Below are 25184 nucleotides of genomic sequence, written 5' to 3' on the forward strand. Positions count from 1 at the left end.
ATTTGATTCATAAGAAGACCTCTTTTCTGGATTTGTGGTTATCTCTAGATTAAGGGTCTTCTTTCTTTTTGTCTACTTTAATTTCTTGCCCTACTATTTTACTTTCCGACAACTATTTTACACATAGTAATTTAAGATTAGATTAAAAAGAACCGGCTGATCACCTGTTCAATGTAACAAGAACAGATGATCAGTCGGCTAGTTTTATTTATTCAATTCGCTCATTAGTTTGAACGGCGGTTATTCGAACGGTTCCCTTTATCTCCAGAACGTCCTTTACCTTTATAGTTGCGGTTTCCACCTTTACCTCTACGGTTGTTGGAATAGTTTCCTTTTCCTTTTCCGCCACCGCCACGTCGCTTATCTTTGTTTGGAAGCGGACGCTGAGGTGTGATGCTTACTGGTACATCTGTCGGATCTTTAACCATGTTCTTAACTAAAGCAGCAGCCAGATCTTCAGCTGAGTATGAACTCAGGAGCTTTTCAGCAGCAGCTTCGTACTTATCCAGGCCATTCTGATCGATCATTTCCTGAATGTCTGCCATAGCTGTCTGCAGCTGACTTTCAAGCGCTTCGTCGTTTGTAGGTGGACGAAGAGACGTCATTGGCTGTTTAGTCAGTTTTTCAACTGTACGCAGGTAGCCCATTTCATGAGGCGTGACGAATGTAACAGCTACGCCTTCTTCACCAGCACGTCCAGTACGTCCGATACGGTGAACATAACTTTCAGGATCTTGAGGAATGTCATAGTTGTATACGTGTGACAGTCCGCTGACATCCAGCCCCCTGGCAGCGACGTCTGTTGCTACTAGGATATCGATTTTACCTTTTTTAAAGTCTTTCAAGACGCTCATACGCTTGCCTTGAGAAAGGTCTCCATGGATTCCTTCAGCCTGGTATCCGCGCATTTCAAGTCCTTTAGCCAGTTCATCGACACGTCTTTTCGTACGTCCGAATACGATAGCCGACTTAGGATTCTGTACATCCAGCAGGCGAGTCATGATATCAAACTTCTCGTTGTCTCGCGCTTTTGTATAGTACTGTTGGATAGTTGAAGCAGATAGTGTTTTCGTTTTGATACGAACTGTTTCAGGGTCCTGCATGAAGCGTTCACCGATACGTTTGATCGGAGCCGGCATAGTTGCTGAGAATAACAAGGTCTGACGCTCAGCTGGTATTTCCTGAATGATTGTTTCGATATCTTCGATGAATCCCATATTAAGCATTTCATCAGCTTCGTCTAGTACCAATGTCTGAACCTGGTTCAGTTTCAATGTTTTACGACGGATGTGGTCAAGCATACGACCAGGTGTTCCAACAACGATTTGTGCGCCACCTTTGATCTGCTTGATCTGACGTCCGATGTCGGCTCCACCGTAGACACATGTTACTTTCACACGCTTGTCTTTGCTTAAACGGAATAGTTCTTCTTGTGTCTGGATAGCCAGTTCACGAGTAGGGGCGATAACAAGCCCTTGAACATTGTGGTTTTTGACGTCGATTTTCTGAAGCATAGGCAGACCGAAAGCGGCAGTTTTACCTGTTCCTGTCTGTGCTTGTCCGATGACGTCTTTTCCTGCAAGTGCAAGCGGGATCGTCTGCTCCTGGATTGGTGTTGTTTCTTCAAATCCCATGTTCTGTACGGATTTGAGTAGTTCAGGTAGTAAATCTAGTTCATTAAATTCCAAAGAATGTTTCCTCCTAATATTTTCCTTAGCGTTCATTCGTTTACGAGCCAAGGTACAGTCACTCTTGCATAAGAGAAACTTCGAAAGCAATGAACAGATTTGTTTCTTTTCTGTTCAAATAAAGACCCTAGTGTTCGTCACTCACTTTCGATGCGAGACACCAGGGATCATAGTTAACTTGACTCAGTATTTAATTTTAAATTCTATACGGATAATTCGACGTATCCATTAAACGAACGGTTCACTTCATTCCAGATGTTATCTTAACACGTGGGCGCCTTGTTTTCAACTCGTTTTCATACCTCAGTGAAATGAATACGTTTTACCCTTCTTTTCCATGACTTAACTTAGTCACAACTTCGAGCATCCCTGTACTCAGGCTTGATTTCAGTAGAACCGTATCTTCTTCTTTGATCTGTTTCTCCAGATAATCAATCAGTGGCTGCTTGTCTCCTTCAAAATGCTGAAGGTTCTGCTCATTCATTTGAGGCAGCAGTTTATCATATAAAGCTTTCATATCTTTCCCGTATAAGACGATCAGATCGGCTTTCTTAGGGTCGATCGCTTCACTCAGACTTTCATGCATGGCTCTTGAATGCTCACCTAGTTCAAGCACGTCTCCTAGTACAATGATTTTTCGCTTAGGGACATCGATTTCCTGGAAATAACGTAGAACGGCTTTCATTGATGATGGACTGGCGTTGTATGCGTCGTTGAGCAGAGTGGATTCATTGATTCCATCGATCCATTCAAGACGGTTCTTGGTCAGTTCAAAGTTCTCAAGCTGGACATAGGCTTCCGTATTGGATATACCGATCTCTTCTCCAACTAGAACAGCAGCCAGTGCATTTTGAACGTTGTAGATTCCAGGGACCGGCAGCGTGCATGAATGTTCAGGATCCGCATTAGTCGTAAAGACGGTCTGTTTTAACCTGGCTTCCACTGTGACCGGATATAGATCCACGCCTTCTTCTTTTCCGAAAGTCAGACGCTTGCCTACAGTCGCATCCACATACCCTGCTGCTATTTTATCTTGAAGCAGCGGTTCTTTGCCTGGATAGATCAGTGTGCCGTTCGACATCCCTTTAACGATTTCAAGTTTAGCTTCAGAAATCGCATCACGCGACCCGAGAAATTCAATATGGGATTCTCCGATCATCGTAATCACAGCAATGTCAGGATGCGCCAGCTGAGAAAGCACTTCGATCTCCCCTCGTTCACTCATTCCCATTTCAAGTACAAGCACTTCTGTATCCTCCGGCATATTGAGTATCGTAAACGGCAGTCCCAGGTGATTGTTGAAGTTCCCGACTGTCTTATACGTCCGGTATCTGGCAGAAGCAACGGCTGCGACCATGTCTTTCGTTGTCGTCTTTCCGTTACTTCCAGTAATCCCGATGACTTTAGGCCCTACTTTGTTCAGATAATACTGCGCGAAATGCTGAAAGGCTTTTTCCGTATCCGCTACTGCTATGATCGGGAAGCCTTCCGGAGCTTTTTCTGTGTCATCACTCCAGAAACTGGCAGCCGCTCCCTTTTCAATCGCTGCTTCGATAAAATCATGCCCGTTCCTCTCAGCAGTCAGAGGGATGAACAGGTCACCGGTCTGCAGCGAACGCGTATCAAACGATACGCCTTCTATCTTCAGATTGTCGTCCCCATCAATCAGTTTGCCATCTACAGCTGAAGCTATTTCTTTTAATGTCCATTTTGCCATTGTTTCTCTCCGTTCCTTCTGTTCCTTGATTCCTTCTTACTTGTTTCGTCTTGTATTAAGCTCAAGACGGTCCTTGTGACGTCTGATACCCAGCTGAATTACTTCTTCAATCAGATCTTCATAAGGCAGACCCGTTTTTGCCCATACTCTAGGATACATGCTGTTGTTCGTAAACCCAGGGAAAGTGTTGACTTCATTGACGTAGACTTCTCCATCTTCAGTAAGGAAGAAATCGACACGAGACACCCCAGTGCCATCGATAGCGTGAAAGGCACGCGCTGCCAGCTCCCTCAGCTTTTTGGTCAACTCATCTGAAATATCTGAAGGGACCTGTCTAATCACTTCCTGGTTCAGGTATTTGTCTTCATAGTCATAAAAAGGCTTATGCTTGATAAGTTCACCTGGAACTGATGTATGAATGTCTTCATTGCCTAAGACAGCTACTTCGATTTCTCTCGCTTTGACGCCTTTTTCCACGACGATTCTTGTATCGTATTCGAATGCGAGTTCGATCGCCTCTTTTAACTTGGTTTCTTCAAGCACTCGGGTAATACCCACGCTTGATCCCAGATTGGCCGGCTTGACAAACATCGGGAAGCCTAGATACTGAATCAGATCGTCCTTGACTTTATCAGGATCAACTTTCCAGTCAGTCAGTTTTACCTCATTGTAAGGCAGGATTGGCAGGCCTGCTTCTTTAAATACACTTTTACTGATGATTTTATCCATACCGACAGCACTTGCAAGCACGCCAGCTCCTACATAAGGAATGTCGAACACTTCAAAGAGTCCTTGGACCGTCCCATCTTCACCATTCGGGCCGTGAAGCACCGGGAAAGCTACCGATTCACCTTCCATCATTTCAATGAAATTGAACGGCTGTTTCTTGGCGATCTGATTCATTTCTTTCACTTCAGGAATATCATCTTTGCTGTTCACATTTCCAGCCTTGTACCACTGACCTTCCCTTGTGATATAAACCGGTATGACTGTGTAATGATCATAATATATTTTCTGTAAAATCGAGTAAGCGGATTTGATGGATACTTCATGTTCCGCACTCTTTCCTCCATAGATCAGATAAAGTTTCATTCGTTTCCTCCTGTATTAAGCTGATAGTTTATTACATAGGCAAAACAGAATCTAATCCCATTTTAGCATATTTTCCCGCAGCAACAATATAATTGGGTATCGGATACCAATTATATTTTGGGCAAAGAAAAAAGCCCTGACTAGCCAGAGCTTTAAACCGATTATTCTTCGTCTGCAAGACCGTATTTCTTGTTGAAACGGTCGATACGTCCATCTGCCTGAGCAAATTTCTGACGTCCAGTGTAGAACGGATGAGAGTCAGATGTAACCTCCATACGGATAAGCGGATACTCTTTTCCATCTTCCCATTCAACTGTTTCGTTTGATGTTGTAGTAGACCCTGACATGAATTTAAATCCTGTCGTTGTGTCCATGAACACTACTTGACGATATTCTGGATGAATTCCTTGTTTCATATCTTTTTTCACTCCTTCATGCCATGAAACCTCTGCGGTTCCATAGTTATCTTAATCCTTTAAGTCAGCGACTGGGTGATCAGCGCTAGGCACTGGTCTCCTTCATCGGCTTGATTATATATGCAACACTAGACATAGTAACATATCCTGCCGTCTGTTGCAATGGAATGTCCCATTTTTCTGCGCATTATTTAGATGATTACTGCTTAAGTACTTTTTCTACAAAGGCGGCATTCTTCCCGTAACGTCTCAATGTCTTGATGAACTGATCCGTATACTCCAGTGAATCATTGCGCATCCCTCTACGCAGTTTGTAGACCGCTTCGTATTCTTCTTTGGAAAGAAGCATTTCTTCCTTACGGGTACTTGATTTTTTAATGTCGATTGCCGGATAGATGCGTCGCTCAGCCAGTTCTCGGGACAGATGGATTTCCATGTTACCCGTTCCTTTGAACTCTTCATAAATGACATCGTCCATTCGGCTTCCAGTATCCACTAATGCTGTTGCGACAATCGTCATGCTGCCGCCTTCTTCAACATTACGGGCAGACCCGAAGAAACGCTTTGGTCTGTAGAGAGCTGCAGGATCGATCCCACCTGAAAGCGTACGCCCACTTGGCTGTTCCACAAGATTGTATGCTCTAGCCAGACGTGTGATGCTGTCCATAAGGATAACTACATCCTGCTTGTCCTCAACCAGTCGTCTTGCACGTTCGAGAACCAGTTCGCTCACTTTGACGTGGTTCTGCGGCTGCTGATCAAATGTCGAATGAACGACTTCTCCATCGATGCTCCGTTCCAGATCGGTTACCTCTTCGGGGCGTTCATCGATAAGCAGGACAATCAGTTCAACTTCCGGATGATTTGCCTTTATTCCGTTGGCAATTTCTTTGAGCAATGTCGTCTTCCCTACCTTAGGCGGTGCGACAATCAGTCCTCTCTGTCCGAACCCGATCGGAGCCACGAGATCGATCATTCGTGCAGACAGTTCGTTCTCGGATGATTCAAGGTTGATTCGACGATCCGGATACAACGGTGTAAGGGCCGGGAAGTGAGGGCGTTCTCTAGCTTCTTCAGGATTCTTTCCATTGACCAGTTTGACGTTCATCAGTCCGTAGTGCCGTTCTCCCGCTTTAGGCGGACGCGCTGTACCGGTGATTTTATCTCCATTTCTCAAGCTGAAACGCGTCATCTGAGAGGCTGAAATATAAATATCTTCGTTACTATGAGAGTAATTGATCGGACGTAAAAAACCAAAGTCCTGGCTGTTGATTTTATCGAGCACCCCGCTGACCTGGAAATACCCCTGCTTTTCTTCCTGCGCGCGAATAACAGCCAGAGAGAGTTCCTTTTTGTTCATCTGACTGTAATAAGGTATTTTCAATCGCTTAGCGTGCTCATAAATCTCTTTTAAAGTCATGTTCTGTAAATCACTGAAAGTTAAAAAATTTGCCACTCGTCCCTATCCCCTATTCCTATAATTTAATCGCCACTCTCTTCCATGTAAATGTCTGCGCCAAGAGCGGTCAATTTTTCTACAATATGATCATATCCTCTAAGAATATTATCTACTCCGCCAATGGTCGTCTGTCCTTCAGCAATCAGACCGGCTACTACAAGACAAGCTCCGGCTCTCAAATCACTGGCTTTGACTTCGGTTCCTTCAAGATGTGTGCCGCCTTCGATTAGGATGACATCACTTTCCACACGAGCCTTAGCACCCATACGGTTCAGTTCCGGAATGTGCTTGATGCGTTTCGGATAAATCGTATCCACGATCATCGATTCACCTTGCGCCATCATAAGCAGAGGTGTAAACGGCTGCTGCAAGTCGGTCGCAAAACCAGGATAAGGCAGTGTCTTTATAGAAACACCTCTCAGATTCCCTTCCGGCTTGGTGATACGAACGTAATCTTCCCCAATTTCAAGAGGCACGCCCATTTCTTCCATTTTTGCGATCAAACTTTCCAGATGCTCGACAATGACGTTGCGGATAACGACATCTTTCCCTTTTGCCGCAGCCATGATCAAGTACGTGCCTGCTTCGATGCGGTCAGGAATTACAGTGTGACGGCATCCATGCATCTCTTCGACACCATCTATACGGATAATGTCTGTTCCTGCTCCACGTACTTTTGCCCCCATATTATTTAGAAGCGTCGCTACATCAATGATTTCAGGTTCACGCGCAGCGTTTTCGATGATCGTTCTGCCTTTAGCTTTTACTGCTGCCAGCATGACATTGATCGTTGCTCCAATGGACACGACGTCGAAGTAGACACGCGCCGCCTGGAGACCATCTTCATCTGTCTTGAGATACATTGCACCCATTTCATTGTCAACAGTAGCACCCAAGGCTCTGAACCCTTTCAGGTGCTGGTCGATTGGACGCGGACCAAGGAAGCATCCACCAGGAAGACCCACGACGCCTTGTCCGAACTTAGTAAGTAACGCGCCCATAAAATAATAAGACGCTCTTAAGCTTTTGATTTTACCCGTAGGCATGGGAACCGATACCATCTCTGTAGGATCTACTGTCAGAGTTGTGCCTTCAAAGTGCGTTTTTACATTCATGTCATTAAGGATTTCGATGAGCGAGTGGACGTCTGCAATGTTTGGTACGCCTTCCAGCGTAACAGGTGAATCAGCAAGAATTGACGCTGGGATCAGCGCTACTGTGCTGTTCTTTGCTCCTGAAATCGTTACTTCCCCGGATAAGTCATGTCCACCATTTACGATTAATTTTTGTGTCATTATAAGTCCTCACTTTTGTTTATACGATTATTGGTTGTCTGAAGTTCTCTATTTGTACTATTAAGTCATTCTACTTTTCAAAGTCGGACTGCTTACAGTTTAACGATACGCCTTGCGAATGGCAAGCTGGACAGTCTGTCATATAAGGCGATAGCCAGTAGCATTTTAAGCGCATCAATAGGAAGAAAGACCGTCAGATTCATGCTGACAATGCTCACAAGTGAAATCGGTGAGTCAAGTACGGCATTCATAAGAATATACTGGTAGCTCATACCTGTTATATACAGTACGACTAATCCCAGGCTCATGATCCCTGTCATTTCCCATTTATTTCTCTGTTTCTTTAATCCTGACCCGACTATCCATGCGACAGCCAGTGCTCCCGCGATATAACCGAAAGACGGAGAAAGAATACTTCCCATGCCCCCGCTTCCCCCAGCAAATACAGGCATTCCGATCAATCCCATAACGATATACAAAATAATCGTCATCAGACCTTTGACTGGTCCTAATAACGCCGGAATAAATAAAAAGAAGAATACTTGTAAAGTGATTGGGATAACTCCAATTGGTAAGACGACAATTGAAGAGACAGCAAGGAGTGCTGCGGATAAGGCTATTTGAGTAAGGTCATGTGCAGATGGTTTTTTCATTTCTTTAACCTACTAACATTTCATTTAGTTTATAGTGAACTACTAATTAAGATGGTTTCTATCATCAGAAGTTCATTTGCATTTTCTTGTAATGCGAACGGTTAGCATGTGACGACGTGAACAATGCTTTAGAATATACAGTTGCCCACAATCATAATCATACAGGGTTTACTTTTTTTTTCAACATAAAAATACAGAACACTAACGATTGTTAATGTTCTGTAAGAATTTATTCGCTTTAAAACCCATATTGTTCTTCTTTAATGCGCCTAGCCTCTTTATACGTTTCGGAAAGGACCATTGTATCTTCTACAAGACGCTCGATCCTGAATACTGCATCTTCATTGACAATCTCCTTGCGGTAGAAGTCTCTTTCTTCCATGAAGGTGTAGGTCTGAACGATTTGAGCCTTCATATAAGCAAGGATCGGTTTGAGTTGTGTTTCAGCAATCAGGTAATGTTTGGACGACCCCGCCGTCACCAGTATGCCTGCTGTTTTGTCTCTCAGTCCATCCTGAGGAAGCAGATCGAACACATTTTTCAAAGAACCGGGAATGGATGCCTGAAAGATTGGTGTACCTATGAGGATGATGTCAGACGCCATAATCGTCTCGGTCACAACTTTTGTGTCTCCCTTATATTCTCTGAAGTCCCGTCCATCACTGAAAACCAGCTCAAAATCAGCCAGATCCAGAAGGGTAACCTCATGATCAGGATAGTTTCGTTCAATGATATCTTTTGTATAGTTCATCGCTGTTCTCGTTTTAGACCCGATCGTCGAGCCGGATAGCAGGGTAATATTCACTCTAGTCACTCCTTATGCTTTCGCTTTGGCTGTATGCTTTTTGACTGCCGGTAAAATCTCATTTCCTATCAACTCTATATTTCGCATGATCTTATCAAACGGCACGCCGCCGAAATCCATTTGAGCGATATAGCGCTGGTGATTGAATGTCTCATGCTGGTAAAGGATTTTCTCGATGATCTCCTGGGGGCTGCCGACGTTCATGATATTTTTTAGATGAGCACCTTGGGCAAATGCTTGCTTAGGGAAACCACGTCCATTTGTCAGCTTCATGCCTTCGTTGATATGCGGGTAATATTCTTTCAATGCCTGTTGCGTCGTGTCCGCTGCATAAAAGAAGCCAGCTGTCGCAACAGGAAATTCTGATGAATCCTGGCCAAGACTTTCAAGTGTTTCTCTATAGGCATCAATCGGACGCTTGAATACAGACGCTGGTCCTCCTAGCATCGCTTGGTACATCGGCACGCCCTGATAAGCAGCTTTCATTGCACTGGCCGGTGTGCCACCGACAGCACGCCATATCGGCAGGCTTCCATTAAGCGGACGTGGAAGAATATGCGCATCCCTTAGTGGTTGACGAAATTCTCCTTCCCAGTTGACGACTTCTTCTTTATTTATTTGTAGCAGAAGTTCAAATTTCTCTTCAAACAGTTCTTCATAATCATGCAGATCATATCCTAAAAGCTCGAACAAGCCTACACGGGAAGCTCGTCCCGCTACGATTTCTGCCCGACCACCTGAAATCAGATCGATCGTGGCAAAGTCTTCGTAGACTCTCACCGGGTCAGACGTACTGATGATTGTGGATGAACTGCTCACTTTAATTTTTTCTGTCGCTTGGGCGATTGCCGACAGAACAACCGAGTGCGCCTGCGTAATGAAGTGATCCTGATGGCTTTCTCCTACGCTGATCAGGTCAATGCCTGCTTCTTCTGCCAGCTTAGCCATTTCAATGATTTCCTGCAGCCGCTGCTGAGGCGAAATCCGTTTGTCTATATGCGGGTTCTTTAAATGGTCACCTAAAGTATACAAGCCGAACTCCAGGCCTTTGCTGTCATCGATTCGGTATTGTTTAAAACTCATGTCATCACTCTTTTCGTTTAAATTTCAGTCGGTGCTTCGACTTTTACTGGGGGATCTCATTCAGATTCGGCGGGCAGAGGATATCATAACCTCATTTTTCCCCGCCCAATCGAGTTGTTCTAGTTTCAGTAGCAGCAATCCAGTCTTTCCTATGACTTACGTGTGCTCTACTTCATCTTCTGTTACACAGTATACACCATAAACTAACTTATAGTAAGTCTTTTATCTCTAATTCGTATGATTTTTTTTGCCGTCTTGGTTTCGTATGTTATCCTTTAAGGGCTTTTAAAGTGGAAAACGGTCGGTCGAGCCGACCGCTTCATTATTTTGAACTGTCTGGTTTGTGGAGGTTCTATCGTTTTTGGGTGGTTTTCTCTCTGTTTGTCCTACTATTGCCCACTCAATAGCATGGTTCTGTTGAGTGGGTAGTAATCAGCAATCTTTTTACCACTCAAATCCAAATCGATTTTGACTGGGCACTAATTTGTCATTTATGACCCACTCGTTAGTCCAGATTCACTGAGTGGGCAATAGTATGATATTTATTCCCCACTCAAAGACAAAATCTATCTGAGTGGGCGTATGTAATCGTCCTATGACGATTACACTCCTTATTTACTCTCTTTTTTGAAAGTTGTGCCTGATTTATTTCCTACTCTAGTATAATTTTCAGAGAGTATCCCACGTATTCTTTTTTTTGGAATAATTTGTCCACACCATCTATATATTTTTTCAGTCGTCAGTAATTCAGCAGGATATAAAAGTATAAACTCTTCAATTTGTCGGATGACTGCACTGTTCAATGACGATGAATGCTCGCAAACTAAACATTTACATGAGCGTTGATTAACTTGCACACTAAAACTACTGCATCGCGTACAAGCTATCCCCTTCCTCAATTCCTCATAAGTATACGCCGGCCTTTTGATTTGAATGCGCCCTTCCTTGTTATGTTCTTCAATCAGTTTTTCTGCCAGTCTCTTCATCTTTTTTATTCCCCATGGCTCGTTCCGCTGTCTACGATTGATTTCGGTCAGACGGGATTGAATTTGCCCATAGAAAATGAACGGGTCGGCAGGTGTCGCATGATACAGCATACATGCCGGATTGATAAGCACAACGTAGCCTTCGATACTCATTTTGACCTGCCAGGACTGCAGCAGCTGCCTCAGAAGAGACGACGTTCGATTAAGCTGGGTGAGCGGGTTCGATATCTCCTGGCCGGCTACTGTATAGATGTCGCCATCTTTCATAATAAAGTCCCCCTCGTAGTTCTTGACTTCAAAGATATACACGACTTCTGAAGTCAGGAAAACTGAATCGATCTGCACTGTGTTTCCTTTGATGGTCAGCGCAAGATCCTGCAGCATCACACACTCCTGCTCCAGATACTTCTCTCCCATCTCGTCGAACTGCCTTTCACCAATAAATCCCTTCTCCATATTCAGTAGATTCTGCTTCTGTTCAAATGAATATGCCTGCCTTTGGTTCAGAGCTCTCAGCACGTTGAGTTCTTTAGATGCTTCCCGCGGCTTCATTACCTTCATTGATTCTTTCCTCCAGCTGATCAATTTGTCTTCATTCATTATATTGTCCAAATGATTGAATTCTCACGAAATTGACTGGCGGCGTTTATCAAAAGCAGAATATTTTCACTCAAAAACGGACCTCACTTTTCATAAAAAAATCACCCTCAGGAACTGGCGACAGCTCAAGAGGGTGATTCTGTTGACGGGAAAGCACGGGCCCTCGCGTCTCTATTTTATTTTAATTAAGCTTTGTTTGAAGAACCGAATTCTCTCATTTTAGCTTTAGTTGTTTCAGTGATGTCTGCTTTACCAGGTCCGATGATTTTACGAGGATCGTAAACTTTTTCGTTGGTAGCAATAACTTCACGTGTGCGCTTAGCCCATACTTGCTGAAGCTCAGTGTTTACGTTGATTTTAGCGTGACCGTATTCGATTGCTTTTTCGATCTGGTGAGTTGGGATACCTGATCCACCGTGAAGTACAAGTGGTGCACCTGTCAGTTCAGAAATTTCTTTCATTTCGTCAAATCCAAGTTTAGGTTCTCCGTCGTAGTCTCCGTGTACAGATCCTAGAGCAGCTGCTAGGGCATCGATTCCAGCTTCGTCAACAATACGTTTACATTCTTCTTTATCAGCGTACATTACGCCACCGACAACGCCGTCTTCTTCTCCGCCGACAGTACCGATTTCAGCTTCAACTGACGCACCTTTAGAGTGAGCATATTCAACCACTTTTTTAGTGAAAGAAATGTTGTCTTCGATTGGATCATGAGAGTGGTCGATCATAACTGAAGAGAATCCAGCATCGATCGCAGCTTTACATGTATCAAATGATGAACCGTGGTCCAGGTGAAGAGCCACAGGAACTGTAATGTCCATTTCTTCAAGTAAAGCATTAACCATAGCAGAAACAACAGTGAATCCACCCATGTATTTAACTGCTCCTTCAGAAGCACCTAAAATTACTGGAGATTTTTCTTCCTGTGCTGCCTGTAAAATGGCTTGTGTCCATTCTAAGTTGTTGATGTTGAATTGCCCAACTGCATATTTTTCAGCCAAAGCTTTGTTCAACATGTCTGTCATACTTACTAAACGACTCATAAATATAGCCTCCTCAAATTTTTGCGCACTTTTTAAACCGATATACGCCCTCGGTCTCGCTTATTATTATATACAAAATTTCACAATAAAACTAGTATTAATCATTAGGTTGTCTCTCTATTTTCAATTTCTTTCATAAATCCAGCCTCATTATCATTTATCTATTCTTGTTTTCTAATGACTTTTCAATAAAGGCTTTGAACAACGGCTGAGGTCTGTTCGGTCTGGAAATGAATTCCGGATGGAACTGGCAGCCGACGAAATAAGGGTGATCGGCCACTTCGATGATCTCCACCAGTTTGTTGTCTGGAGAAACACCAGAGAAAATCAGTCCTTTTTCTTCAAGCAGTCCACGGTAGCTATTGTTAAATTCATAACGGTGACGGTGACGCTCCTGAACGACTTCCTGATTGTCATAGGCCTCCGCGGTCACTGTACCCGGCTGCAATTGACATGGGTATAGACCCAGTCTCAGTGTTCCACCCATATCCGTCACATTCTTCTGATCCGGCATCAAGTCAATGATGTTGTGTTCAATGTCAGGATTGACTTCCGCAGATCCAGCCCCATCAAGCTTGGCTACGTTACGGGCAAATTCCACAGCTGCCAGCTGCATGCCAAGACAGATACCGAAGAATGGAATCCTGTTTTCCCGTGCATATCGAATCGCCAGCATTTTCCCTTCCAGACCGCGTTCTCCGAATCCACCCGGTACGAGGATGCCGTCCACATCATCCAGTTCTCTGACCAATTCTTCTGGAGACAGTTTTTCTGCATTGACCCATTTGATGTTGATATCCGAATCTGCAGCATAGCCGGCATGCTTCAGTGCTTCAACTACGGACAAATATGCATCCGGCAGTTCCACATATTTCCCTACAATAGCAATTCGAGTAGACGTCTTCAGGTTCAGCACTTTCTCTTCTAGCGCTTTCCATTCAGTCATATCCGCTTCCGGCACATCCAGTTTCAGATGATCGACTACAATCTGATCCAGTCCCTGTTTCTGTAAGTTCAACGGGATTGAATAAAGCGTATCGACATCCAAAGATTCGATGACCGCTTTGGAATCCACATCGGTGAAGGATGCGAGTTTATCTTTCGTATGCTGCTCAACCGGATATTCCGAGCGGACGATCAGCACGTTTGGCTGGATTCCAAGGCTTCGAAGTTCTTTTACGCTGTGCTGGGTCGGCTTGGTTTTCATTTCACCTGCCGCTTTAAGGTATGGAATCAGTGTCGTATGCAGATACATGACATTGTCGGACCCGACGTCACTTTTCATCTGACGCAGAGCTTCAAGGAAAGGCAATGACTCGATGTCTCCTACTGTTCCACCAACTTCAGTGATGATCACGTCCGAATCGGTCGTTTGTGCCGCACGCATGATCTTTTTCTTGATTTCATCTGTAATGTGCGGAATGACCTGAACCGTTCCGCCCAGATAATCACCGCGACGTTCTTTGTTGATCACTTCAGAATAGACTTTCCCTGTCGTGACATTTGAATACTGGTTCAAATTGATGTCGATGAACCGCTCGTAATGCCCCAGATCCAGATCCGTTTCAGCGCCATCATCCGTTACAAACACTTCTCCATGCTGATACGGACTCATCGTTCCTGGATCCACATTGATATAAGGATCAAATTTCTGAATCGTTACTTTCAGTCCTCTATTTTTCAACAGTCGGCCAAGAGATGCTGCCGCGATACCTTTTCCGATTGACGATACCACTCCGCCTGTTACAAAAATATACTTTGTCATAGTACTCCCTCCATAATTCTTTTAAGGAAAGGCAAAATGTCTCAAAAAACAGAAAACTCCCTATTCCATTTAATAAATGAAATAGGGAGCGTTGAACTGTCTTACATTCTGTCTTGTTGACCCTTCATATACATAACATGTACGTAGGGTGCCCAATAAATAGTTTAAAGACCTAATTGCTGTAAGTCAAGTGCGAATTCTGTCAGTTTCCCCATTTGAGTAGAGCAGCGGAATTAATGATCACCGGAACCATCCGTCCGCCATATCGATGCCCTTTTACACTTTTATTCTGCAGACGCTTTATTCGATCTCGCCTATTAATCTACGAATTTTTACGCATCAAAAAAGCTGACCCCGATAGACGGATGGTCAGCTTTTTCCGACAGGCTCGGTTATCAATTAGCCCATCTCTATTCTTATTCGTCTTCCTCGTCTTCAAGCACATCTTCATCATCAACGATGTTCAGGCCTTTCAGCTCTTCGCTGTCCTCGTCTTCATCGCCAAGATCATCAAGATCGTCTTTGTATTCTCCAAGGTCTTCTTCATCTTCGTCATCGACCATGACACCATGCTCATCGACTTCGACGCGGTCCCCATACTTGATGGTTTCTTCCTCTTCTTCGTCTTCTTCGACTTCTTCGACTTCTTCGACTTCTTCGACTTCTTCGTCATCATAAGCCTGGTCAAATCCGGTACGACTTCTGCGGCGCGGTCGTTCGTCCTCTGCATCGTTATCATGCGTAATTTCTTCATCGATCGAGTCGACAGGGTACCACGCACGTAGACCCCAGCGGTTGTCGCCTAAGGAAATGAATCGTCCGTCTACATTCAAATCAGTATAAAACTGAATCATTTCACGTTCCAATGTTTCATCATCCAGCTCCAGATAGTCTGCCACTTCTGACAGCAGGTCATTGAAATCAGTCACTTGTCCAGTTGTTTCAAGGATGGCATGAGCCACATCTACCATAGCCAGTTCGTCTTTTGCCTGGCCTTTAAATTGATTTAATTCCACGACTGTAACGTCCTTTCTCTCATCGGTTTCATTAAACTTTCTCTTCAACTAATTTATACTACATGATTACGTTGTAAAACGCAATCTAATTTGATACTCCCCTAGTTTTTGTCCATTTGCATGCAGTTTATAATCGATATAGACTCTTCCGGAAAACGGGCGGTCATAATAGCTAACTCTCAAATCGTCGGTCAGTACCTGTAGCGGAATGATTCCCACGGGTGTGGCGTAGTTGGTTTCTGTATGTCTGTCACTGTTGAAGGTCAGACGCATCGTCCGCTCACCATTTCTGATCAGATTCACTACTCCGTCAGGATTGATTTTGACCGTCACTGGAACTGTTGCTTCCTCATGCGTTTCTTCAAATCGAATGTAGTAACTGTTATTCATGTACACGACTCGTCCTTTTTCTTCGAACGAATGCTGATGCGTTTCTCCATTCTGTATATAGGATGTTTCCATTTTCACTTCGGCCGGCAGACCGTTTTTTAAATCTCTTGAAGGCACAAGCACTACCCCTTCCTTATTCTCTTTTGATTGTCTGTCCTATACAGTTTATCATAAATCATATTCGGCGTCTCATTCTATATTCGACTCCTGTATCCTAACCCCGTTGATTTTTGGTATACTGAAAGAAACTGACGATGAAATAATTAATGAGATAACATGAAGGACGGACATTATGACTGAAACCCATTCTTATTTTAATGCTTACACACAGCCTTTTCTGCTTTATGATAAGTTGCCGGCTGATTATTCAAATCACCGCTTCGCTCCTTTTGCGCTGACGGATGCCTTTATCAAAGAAGCGGGAGAAAAGAAGCAGCCCATCCTGCACTTTTGGCAGACTGATCCGCTGATCATTTTAGGAATGATGGATACCAAGCTTCCATTCCTTAGCGATGCCCTGACAGCTTTTGCGTCCGGCGGCTACGACTATCTGGTCCGAAACTCAGGTGGACTAGCTGTTGTGAGTGATGGCGGAGTGCTGAACTTTTCCATGATCTTTCCTGAAGGCGAAGAGCGACTGTCCATCGACGAGGCCTATTCCCGAATGCATCAAGTCGTTCAGACGGCCTTTTCTCGCTATAACAAAACGGTCGATGCGTATGAAATTGCAGACTCTTACTGCCCGGGTGAATTCGATTTAAGTATCGAGGGGAGAAAAATTGCCGGTATTGCCCAGCGACGGATCAGAGGCGGAATCGCTGTAATGATTTACCTCAGTGTATCCGGGGACCAGACCCATCGGGCAGAGATGATCCGCGAGTTCTATACCAAAGGTCTGGACGGATCCGAAACCAGATGGAGCTTTCCTGCTGTGAATCCGAACGTGATGACGACGCTGGAAGATGCACTCGGTGTTTCCTTAACTATTGAGGAAACAAAGCAGCATCTGCTTTCTGTATTTACTCAGGCCGGTGTCACACTGGTTCAGGGCGATATGACAGCATCCATCGCCTCTGCTTACGACGAAGGCCTTCAGAAAATGATCACCCGAAATGACAAATTACTACCTTGATCCCCCTCAGTGCTTGAGGCTAAGAGAGGAAGGAATGGTCTACTTCACACAGCACCTTCTTGTTAAATAGAAGAAGATGGAGTAGAACCGACAACTATGTGTATCGACTCATTTGAAAAGCAGGACCGCCTGCCTATTGAAAAAGTATTTAAAGATCCTGTGCACGACTACATTCATGTCCGACACAAACTGATTTTAGATCTGATCGACACCAAGGAATTTCAGCGTCTGCGTCGGATCAAACAGCTCGGGACCGCCCAGTTCACCTTTCATGGTGCGGAGCATTCCCGTTTTTCCCATTCTCTGGGCGTTTATGAATTATCCCGGCGGATAGTGGATATGTTCGAGCGCAACTACCCGGATGACTGGGACTGTTCCATGCGCCTCGTCACCTTATGCGCAGCTCTACTGCATGATGTCGGGCACGGCCCCTTTTCCCATACATTCGAAAAAATCTTCAATACGGACCACGAGTCTCTGACGACGGATATTATTTTGTCCGAGGGAACGGAAGTCAATACGATCCTTAAGCGCGTATCTCACGACTTTCCGAACCAGGTGGCCAGTGTCATTACCAAGCAGCATCCGAATCCTCAAGTCGTTCAGCTGATCTCCAGCCAGATCGATGCGGACCGGATGGATTATCTGCAGAGAGACGCCTTTTTCACCGGTGCCACATACGGCGCCTTCGATCTGTCCCGCATCCTCAGAGTGATCCGTCCCTATAAAGACGGCATTGCTTTCCAGTATCAGGGCATGCATGCGGTGGAAGACTATATCGTGAGTCGTTTCCAGATGTATATGCAGGTGTATTTCCACCCGGCATCTCGGGGAATGGAAGTCACTCTCGACCGTCTTCTCTACCGGGCCAAACAGCTCTATAAAGATCAGGAGCTGTATCCGGCGTTCGACCTTCTCGATCCGTTTTTCGAAGAAGACCCGACTCTGGACGACTATCTGAAACTGGACGACGGCGTACTTCAGACGGCCATTATTTTATGGACTGAAAGTGATGATGCCTACTTGAGCGAACTGTCTAAAATGTTCCTTCACCGCAAACCGCTGAAATCAGTTACGTATATCGACGGAAAAGACGATGATGTGGTGGAGACTCTGAGGGATATAGTCGGGCACTTGACATACGATAAGAACCTCTATACTATGACCAATAGCAGCTCTGATCTGCCGTATGACTATAAATTGAAAAACAAGACACCGATTCATCTTATGCAGTCGGATGGGACACTTGTCGAACTCAGCAAGGTCAGTTCCATAGTCAAGACACTGAGCGGGAACCTGCACGGCGACCACCGCCTGTATGTCCCGAAAGAATTTCTGGAAGAACAAAGCGATAACATTAATATGTTTCAGGAGGAATACGATGCGTTCCAGCGCCACATTGTCAACGGAGCAATCATCCACCCTAATGAAACAGATTAAAAAATACATTGAAGCAAAGAATGGAGAACAGGCATGACGATCAAATTAGTTGCCATTGATCTGGATGGCACATTATTGAATGAAGAACATAAAATCAGTCCAGAGGTGAAGCAGGCTATTCAGGCTGCCCGACAGGCCGGCGTCAAAATCGTGATCTGCACCGGACGTCCTTTCCCAGGCGCCACAGCCTTTTTGAAAGAACTGGATCTGAGCGCTGATGATGATTATGTCATCACTTATAACGGCGGACTGGTACAGGAAGTCAAATCCGGAAAAGTAGTCGTCAGACATATGATGGATCATGACGATTACCTTACCTTGCAGGCAGCTGCTCAAGAAGCCGGTTCACATTTCCATGCTATCCACAATGAAGGAATCTTTACACCGAACAGCGACATTAGCGAATATTCTGTCCGTGAAGCCTACCTTATAGGCCTGCCGCTGTTTTACCGTAAGCCTGAAGACATGGATCCATCTGTTATCTACAATAAAATGATGATGATCGACAAAGAACCTGTTCTGGAAGCGGCAATTTCCCGTCTTCCTAAATCCTTATGGGATAAGTATACAATCCTTCGCAGCGAACCTTTCTTCCTTGAAGTCCTGAACAAACAGGCCAGCAAAGGAACCGCCGTTAAAGATCTGGCTGAACTACTGAATATTCCACGTGAATCCGTCATGGCTCTCGGCGACGGGGGAAATGATGTGGATATGATCGAATGGGCCGGAATTGGTGTGGCGATGGACAATGCGCGTGATGAAGTCAAGGCCGTTGCCGACCATATCACAGCTTCCAACCGTGAGAACGGCGTAGCACAGGCACTTGAAACCTTTGTTCTCGAAACTTGCGTATCTTAAAATTTGATATATATTAATGAAAGGCTATCATTTAGCCTTTCTTTTTTTTAGTGCTATGCTGATAGTAGACTATAGAAAAGGAGCGTTTTAACTATGCCAGATAAAGTTGTTTACACTACAGCCGCAGTCAATACAGGAGCGCGAGAAGGAGAAAGTCACACACCTGATCGTTCATATGAGGTGCAGGTCGATACGCCTAAAGAAATGGGTGGATCTGGAGACGGAACTAATCCTGAGCAGCTGTTTGCTTTAGGTTATAGTGCTTGTTTCCACGCTGCCCTGGATCACTATAAAAAAGAAGAGAAGATCGACAACAAATCTCAAGTCACCTTGACTGTTCACTTGATGAAAGACCCCGATGATGGCGGATTTAAATTAGGAGTAGAAATCGAAGTCGGTGTTGAAGACATGTATGAAGAACAGGCCCAGAAACTTGCAGATAAGGCGCACGCCTTCTGTCCTTACTCAAAAGCTACTAAGGGAAATATCGAAGCCACAGTCAAAGCTGTGCCATATGTAGACGGAAAATAAACTCACTCCTGTATCGAAAAGAGCCGATCCATCAATTTTGATGGACGGCTCTTTTTTCTGTTCTGATGATGTCTCTTAAAGGAATCAACTGGGCTGAAAGATGTGAGACTCGCTGTTTTCGGCTCGCTTCACTCGATCTTCCGCTCTCCTTTTTTAAATACAAATATAGAAAGGCCAAATCCTTACCCCTTCCTCTTTTCAGAGCCCTTTCACCTGACTTGAAGCACCTTCATCATCTCACTACCCACGCGTTCCCCTTGACGAAACGAATATATGTTCCTATAATTAAAACAAACATACATTCCCTTAAAGGAGGTCCTTGCCATGCTTCAAATAATGGATTACTCCAGAGAGCCACGTAGAGATATATTATGTATCGATGTAAAGTCTTTTTTTGCCTCGGTTGAAGCAGTTGAGAGAAAGGAACACCCCCTCAAGGCCAAAGTTGCCGTTGTCAGTAAGCCGGACAATCATGGTGGACTGGTACTGGCTTCTTCCCCCATGGTCAAAAAACTTTACGGAATCAAAACAGGGACGCGGGTATATGAAATCCCAAAAGATGCGTCGATCGACATAGTTGAACCCCGAATGGCCTTATACTTAGAAAAAAACTTGGACATCGTGAACATTTTCAAACGCTTTGTTTCGGACGAAGACCTTCATGTCTACAGTATCGATGAATCTTTTCTGGATGTGACACGTTCCCACAGATTGTTCGGCAGTACTGAAGATATAGCCAAGCGCATCCAGTATCTCGTATGGAAAGAAATGAAGCTAGTCGTCACTGTAGGTATCGGAGACAACCCTCTTCTGGCCAAGCTCGCTCTGGACCATGCGGCTAAACACGATCAGAAAAGCAATTTTATCGCAGCCTGGCATTATGATGATGTGCAGGATACGGTATGGAAAATTTCTCCCTTAAAAGATTTCTGGGGGATCGGATCAAAAACGGAGAAACATCTCGAGCGAATCGGTATCCGTTCAATCCATGACTTGTCACAGGCTGATGTCAGAAAACTGAAGAAACGGTTTGGAGTCATTGGTGAGCAGCTCTTCTTTCACTCCCACGGCATCGACCGGACCCGACTGTCTGATACATTCACACCTAAAGAGACCTCTTTCAGTAAAAATCAGATTTTGAACAGAGATTACACCGTAAAGCATGAAGTGGAAATTGTGATACGTGAAATGGCTGAAGAGAATGCCGGGCGCCTGCGCAGACATTATCTGACGACTGGACTGGTGAAACTGAGTATCGGTTACTCAAAAGATGTCATGGACCGCGGCTTCAGTCACCAGCTGCCGATTGAAAAAACAGACTCATCTAAAAAAATCATTGAAGGGCTCCTGATTCTCTTCCATCGTCACTACAGATCCCTTCCTGTCCGGGTGGTCAATGTCACCTTCGGGAAAATCGAACCGAAGTCCGCCCTTCAGCTTTCATTATTCGATTCCGCTGAAAAGCTGATCAACCAGGAGGATCTGGATCAGACGATCGACTCCATCAGACATAAATATGGCTACACTTCTCTACTTCACGCCAGCAGCCTGACCAGCGGCGGGATGGCAATGTACCGGTCCAAGCTTCTTGGCGGTCATCGATCAGGTACTCAGAAATAAACTGCTTTCTGTACATGCCTCAAAGAGCAGGCAGAAAAGAGTTAAATTCATACTTAAAAACTAAAACGAAAGGAGCTGATCAACATGCAGGAAGATGTAATCAAACTGTCCCCTGATGCTTTGGGGTACAAGGATCGGGGAAAAATGAAATGGATGGGCATGATGCTGTCTGACCATGCTGAAGCACTGAAAAAGCAGAAAAAGGCCAGCCAGTCAGCCGTGATCGTTCCAAAAGAGAATCAGCCACTCGAAGACATCAGCGCCTCTCTTTATAAAAGCTATACATCAAAAAAGCCATTGGCCATTCAGCTCGATATGATAAAAGACGGGAACTACCTTCCCGATACGGAAGGGCTTGTAAAAGGTTTTAAAGGCTCCATCGTATTTATTGAACGTCGCGACCGCTCAATCAGACAGATCCGACTGGAAGATATCAGACACATCAGCTGGATCGATGCTGCTTCCTGGTTTGAAAAATACCAGCGGCAGCCAGTTTCTTACTGAACGAAAAAAGCCCTTCTGGATGAAAGAAGGCTGTCTTCATTTCATCCAGAAGGGTACTGATATCTGATTTCATAATATTCAATGTTAGTGACAGTACAAATGCCTTATTTAATGCCGTGCCGTAGAGAATTTAGCATAAATCTTTTTCATCTGTTTATTGCCGGCAAAGAATCGTACAGTGGCAATGCGCACAACGACCATGACAGCATTCTGAATAAGTCGAGGCGGCAGAAGAACAGCAATCGGATTTTGAGTCAGAATATGAATCCAGATTGTATTCAATGTCAGGTTGACAAACAGAGCAATCAGCACTTCAGCCATTATGATCCGTTTCAAAGTCACGTCACGTTTGTTAAGAAACAGCCCGTAAATAAGTCCTGTCAGAAAGGCTGACAAGGTAAATCCAGGGAAGAATCCACCGACACCCGGACCGATGATAAAACCTAAAATATCAGCCATGACTGCCCCAAATCCGCCTATCCATGGTCCGAAAAGCATCCCGATCAAAGCGGTTGGCAGGAAAGCGAACGTAATACGGACCACTGGTGTCGTAACGCCTACCATCCCGAGCGTAATATTCATTGCGACCAGTAGGCCAACAATGGCAATGCCTAATGTCCGGTTCTTCATTGTCCACCTGGATAAGCGGACAGCCCGGAAAACCAGCAGCCAGATATAGTATAAGAAGGCGATGCCGTAAATAAGGCCATTGTCTTCATAAACTAGATTGGTCTGAAGCAGTTCTCTTTGGAGGAAAAGCAGAAAAGGTGCACCTGTAACCAGGAGGCCGAGAAGCAGACTGATCAGCATACTTTCTTCTTCCAGCCGTCCGGATACGGCCACACTGATCAGCAGTAGCAGTCCTGTAAAGAATGCAAGGAAGAGCATGTCTGTCAGAATCGTCTGCAGATCTCCAGTTCCGTCAAGCAGCTGATTGAGTCCACCCATTCCGCTTTGTGAACGTGCGAAAGGAATGAGAAAAGCCAGGCATAAAGGTCCAGCCAGACCGATAAACCCATAGTGGAACCATTTGTTCTGGCGTCTGCCAGTATGTGGTGTTGCAGTCATATCGAAGATCTCCTTTAATTTTAGTTCTCTTTCAGCCAACGAATAAAAAAAGCTTCACGTGCCGTTCAGCCTCGACAAGAAAATACCTTAGTATCTGTTTGAGCTTCAGCTCTTACAGATATACTAGAGATCGCCGGAGCGATAGCGAGTAGTGGAAATTTGCCCCGAATTGCTGTGACTCTAGCATTTTAATGCGTAGAGACAGAGTATGCGGCAGAAGAGCATCCTGCGCAATGGGTAAATTTATCTTTTTCTCGAGAGGCTGGTACGTGTAGCTAGATAGTATCAGCTACTACACGGAACTTGTACTTTTCAACAGACTGAAAAAGGGCATTAAACTGAGTACGGCAGCCCCAGTAAAATTAAAGAGTCCTCACTAAAAAACTATTCAGTTTTCAAGCGGATGCAGAGAAAAATCGCAAAACTACCGTTTCTTCGTCTGGAGGCAACATCCCATCCACCCAGCACTTAACGTTTTCCTCTTACTCTTTTTCCTTTTCTATTATAAGCGACTTGCCCGATATCTTCAATAGGGTGACGATAATTTACTGATCAAGTCCAGTTTTCTTCAACCCCTGCTCGGTTATCAGAAAGTCTACCGGCACATCATGTGCTTCAATCGGAAAAGATTCGACGATCTGATTGGAATGAAGCAGCGAGACAGTAGGCTTGTTGAAACCAGCAAGTAACCGGTCAAAATATCCGCCCCCGTATCCGATGCGGTAGCCCGCCGATGTAAAAATCAGGCCGGGAACGATCATCAGATCCAAGTCTTCCGGTTCACGACGAGTGGTCTTTTCCGGTAAGGGTTCTTCAAGTCCGAAGTACCCTTTTTCCAGTTGTCTGAACGAACTGATTTCATAAAAATGGAGATCTTTTGTTTCGTGAATCGATTTCGGCACACAGACCGTCTTCCCTTCGTCCCAGGCCCGTTCAATAATCGTTCGTGTGTCCCACTCCCGATCGCTTGAAACAGTCACACCGATGGAGACAGCATTCTTCCATAAGTCCGACTCAAACAAGTGATCGTGCAGATCGTTTTCCGTACGGTTTCTTTCGAGCCAGCCGATTTTTTCAAGAGAGAGGAGCATTCCTTTTCGTAAGTCTTCTTTCCCCATACTTTCTTCCTCCTTTAATCCGAACGCTGATTCCATGCAGCTTGAGCGACTTGTTCAGCCAGTATCGCGGTCGTGATTGACCCGACTCCCCCAGGTACGGGGGTGATCGCTCCAGCTTTTTCATACACATCATCATAGCTGACATCACCCACAGGCTTGCCGTCTTTATATCCGAAGCCTACATCAATGACTATGGCGCCTTCCTTGATGTGTTCTGCTTTTATCAGTTCAACAACACCTGTCGCTGAAATCACGATATCCGCCTGGCACGTATAATGCTTGATATCCTTCGTCTTTACGTGAACATTCGAAACAGTCGCTTCTTCATTCAGCAGCATAATGGACAAGGGTTTGCCGACGACCGGACTGCTCCCGATGACGCAGACATCTTTTCCTTCAACTTCTATTCCATAAAATTCAAGTAAAGCCATGACTGCTTTAGGCGTGCTCGGGACGAGAGTGGTCGGATCATTTTCCACTACCCGACCAAGGTTTTCAGGTGTCAGTCCATCGATGTCCTTATTTGGGTTAAGGCAACGCGCAATGTCATTGCGGGCCAAAGTGTCCGGCAGCGGCTGCATGACCAATATCCCATGAATATCAGCTTTCTGGTTGAGTGCCTCTATCGATTGAAGGACCTCTTCGGCATCTGCTGTTTCTTTAAAAACGACAGGCTCCACTGCAATACCAGACTGCTGCATAGTCTTTATCGCCGCATTCTCATAAGAAATGGATGATTTATCGTCTCCTACTCTTACAATGGACAAAGTCGGATAGCAGTCAATTTTCTTAAGGTCTTCCACCGTTTTCACGGTCCGTTCCAGTAATGCCTTTGCTACAGGTCTGCCTTTCAATTCTTTAGTCATAAAGTCCCTCCGTCTTTAATGATTGATAATAAACAGGTG

23 protein-coding genes and 1 riboswitch are annotated in these 25184 nt (G+C 44.7%); of the genes, 6 read left to right on the plus strand and 17 right to left on the minus strand.

Annotated features, from left to right (window positions below):
- Window positions 1-224 precede the first annotated feature (224 nt).
- The 14 genes from ACYQ2O_RS04090 to ACYQ2O_RS04155 all read right to left on the minus strand — a co-directional run bounded on the left by ACYQ2O_RS04090 (window position 225) and on the right by ACYQ2O_RS04155 (window position 16125).
- Window positions 225-1688 (minus strand): DEAD/DEAH box helicase, encoded by a 1464-nt coding sequence (locus ACYQ2O_RS04090; protein WP_346024934.1) that lies wholly within the window; start codon window positions 1686-1688, stop codon window positions 225-227.
- 322 nt (window positions 1689-2010) lie between these two features.
- Window positions 2011-3405: a UDP-N-acetylmuramoyl-tripeptide--D-alanyl-D-alanine ligase gene (locus ACYQ2O_RS04095; RefSeq protein ID WP_346024935.1), complete on the minus strand. Its 1395-nt coding sequence runs from the start codon at window positions 3403-3405 to the stop codon at window positions 2011-2013.
- A gap of 36 nt (window positions 3406-3441) precedes the next feature.
- Window positions 3442-4497: a D-alanine--D-alanine ligase family protein gene (locus ACYQ2O_RS04100; RefSeq protein ID WP_346024936.1), complete on the minus strand. Its 1056-nt coding sequence runs from the start codon at window positions 4495-4497 to the stop codon at window positions 3442-3444.
- Window positions 4498-4658: 161 nt separating this feature from the next.
- Window positions 4659-4913 carry a type B 50S ribosomal protein L31 gene (locus tag ACYQ2O_RS04105; protein ID WP_091265428.1) on the minus strand — a complete coding sequence of 85 codons (255 nt, stop codon included), beginning with the start codon at window positions 4911-4913 and terminating at the stop codon, window positions 4659-4661.
- A gap of 199 nt (window positions 4914-5112) precedes the next feature.
- On the minus strand, window positions 5113-6369 hold the full coding sequence (gene rho, locus ACYQ2O_RS04110) for a transcription termination factor Rho (RefSeq protein WP_346024937.1): 1257 nt from the start codon (window positions 6367-6369) through the stop codon (window positions 5113-5115).
- 26 nt (window positions 6370-6395) lie between these two features.
- Window positions 6396-7667, minus strand: coding sequence for a UDP-N-acetylglucosamine 1-carboxyvinyltransferase (locus ACYQ2O_RS04115; RefSeq protein WP_346024938.1), 1272 nt, complete (start codon window positions 7665-7667; stop codon window positions 6396-6398).
- A gap of 92 nt (window positions 7668-7759) precedes the next feature.
- Window positions 7760-8320 (minus strand): biotin transporter BioY, encoded by a 561-nt coding sequence (locus ACYQ2O_RS04120; RefSeq protein ID WP_346024939.1) that lies wholly within the window; start codon window positions 8318-8320, stop codon window positions 7760-7762.
- Window positions 8321-8558: 238 nt separating this feature from the next.
- The gene (locus ACYQ2O_RS04125; RefSeq protein WP_459769618.1) at window positions 8559-9125 is read right to left on the minus strand and encodes an NADPH-dependent FMN reductase; all 567 of its coding nucleotides are present in this window, start codon (window positions 9123-9125) and stop codon (window positions 8559-8561) included.
- A 12-nt stretch (window positions 9126-9137) separates the two neighbouring features.
- Complete coding sequence (locus ACYQ2O_RS04130) at window positions 9138-10208, minus strand: LLM class flavin-dependent oxidoreductase (RefSeq protein WP_346024941.1); 1071 nt, start codon at window positions 10206-10208, stop codon at window positions 9138-9140.
- 611 nt (window positions 10209-10819) lie between these two features.
- Window positions 10820-11755, minus strand: a complete 936-nt coding sequence (locus ACYQ2O_RS04135) for a nuclease-related domain-containing protein (protein ID WP_459769620.1) — start codon at window positions 11753-11755, stop codon at window positions 10820-10822.
- 224 nt (window positions 11756-11979) lie between these two features.
- Window positions 11980-12837, minus strand: coding sequence for a class II fructose-1,6-bisphosphate aldolase (gene fba / locus ACYQ2O_RS04140; RefSeq protein ID WP_346024943.1), 858 nt, complete (start codon window positions 12835-12837; stop codon window positions 11980-11982).
- Window positions 12838-12994: 157 nt separating this feature from the next.
- Complete coding sequence (locus ACYQ2O_RS04145; RefSeq protein WP_346024944.1) at window positions 12995-14602, minus strand: CTP synthase; 1608 nt, start codon at window positions 14600-14602, stop codon at window positions 12995-12997.
- Between the two features lie 416 nt (window positions 14603-15018).
- Window positions 15019-15618: a DNA-directed RNA polymerase subunit delta gene (gene rpoE / locus ACYQ2O_RS04150; protein WP_459769622.1), complete on the minus strand. Its 600-nt coding sequence runs from the start codon at window positions 15616-15618 to the stop codon at window positions 15019-15021.
- Window positions 15619-15684: 66 nt separating this feature from the next.
- The gene (locus tag ACYQ2O_RS04155) at window positions 15685-16125 is read right to left on the minus strand and encodes a YwiB family protein (RefSeq protein WP_346024946.1); all 441 of its coding nucleotides are present in this window, start codon (window positions 16123-16125) and stop codon (window positions 15685-15687) included.
- Window positions 16126-16300: 175 nt separating this feature from the next.
- Here ACYQ2O_RS04155 and ACYQ2O_RS04160 point away from each other — a divergent pair, with 175 nt between their 5' ends.
- The 6 genes from ACYQ2O_RS04160 to ACYQ2O_RS04185 all read left to right on the plus strand — a co-directional run bounded on the left by ACYQ2O_RS04160 (window position 16301) and on the right by ACYQ2O_RS04185 (window position 22093).
- A complete protein-coding gene (locus tag ACYQ2O_RS04160; RefSeq protein ID WP_346024947.1) occupies window positions 16301-17140 on the plus strand; it encodes a lipoate--protein ligase family protein in 840 nt (279 codons plus the stop codon).
- Between the two features lie 96 nt (window positions 17141-17236).
- A complete protein-coding gene (locus ACYQ2O_RS04165; RefSeq protein WP_459796051.1) occupies window positions 17237-18580 on the plus strand; it encodes an HD domain-containing protein in 1344 nt (447 codons plus the stop codon).
- A gap of 33 nt (window positions 18581-18613) precedes the next feature.
- On the plus strand, window positions 18614-19438 hold the full coding sequence (gene yidA, locus ACYQ2O_RS04170) for a sugar-phosphatase (RefSeq protein ID WP_346024949.1): 825 nt from the start codon (window positions 18614-18616) through the stop codon (window positions 19436-19438).
- Between the two features lie 93 nt (window positions 19439-19531).
- On the plus strand, window positions 19532-19969 hold the full coding sequence (locus ACYQ2O_RS04175) for an organic hydroperoxide resistance protein (protein ID WP_346024950.1): 438 nt from the start codon (window positions 19532-19534) through the stop codon (window positions 19967-19969).
- A 324-nt stretch (window positions 19970-20293) separates the two neighbouring features.
- Window positions 20294-21589: a Y-family DNA polymerase gene (locus ACYQ2O_RS04180; protein ID WP_346024951.1), complete on the plus strand. Its 1296-nt coding sequence runs from the start codon at window positions 20294-20296 to the stop codon at window positions 21587-21589.
- Window positions 21590-21673: 84 nt separating this feature from the next.
- Window positions 21674-22093: a hypothetical protein gene (locus tag ACYQ2O_RS04185; protein ID WP_346024952.1), complete on the plus strand. Its 420-nt coding sequence runs from the start codon at window positions 21674-21676 to the stop codon at window positions 22091-22093.
- Between the two features lie 108 nt (window positions 22094-22201).
- Here ACYQ2O_RS04185 and ACYQ2O_RS04190 read toward each other — a convergent pair whose 3' ends face one another.
- The 3 genes from ACYQ2O_RS04190 to ACYQ2O_RS04200 form a co-directional block, all read right to left on the minus strand.
- Entirely contained in the window at window positions 22202-23161 is a 960-nt protein-coding gene (locus ACYQ2O_RS04190; RefSeq protein ID WP_346024953.1) for a folate family ECF transporter S component, read from the minus strand.
- A gap of 395 nt (window positions 23162-23556) precedes the next feature.
- Window positions 23557-23653: riboswitch (THF riboswitch) on the minus strand.
- A gap of 53 nt (window positions 23654-23706) precedes the next feature.
- Entirely contained in the window at window positions 23707-24279 is a 573-nt protein-coding gene (locus tag ACYQ2O_RS04195) for a 5-formyltetrahydrofolate cyclo-ligase (protein WP_346024954.1), read from the minus strand.
- A 14-nt stretch (window positions 24280-24293) separates the two neighbouring features.
- The gene (locus ACYQ2O_RS04200) at window positions 24294-25145 is read right to left on the minus strand and encodes a bifunctional 5,10-methylenetetrahydrofolate dehydrogenase/5,10-methenyltetrahydrofolate cyclohydrolase (protein WP_346024955.1); all 852 of its coding nucleotides are present in this window, start codon (window positions 25143-25145) and stop codon (window positions 24294-24296) included.
- Between the last annotated feature and the right edge of the window lie 39 nt (window positions 25146-25184).

The organism is Alkalibacterium sp. m-11, assembly GCF_054658155.1.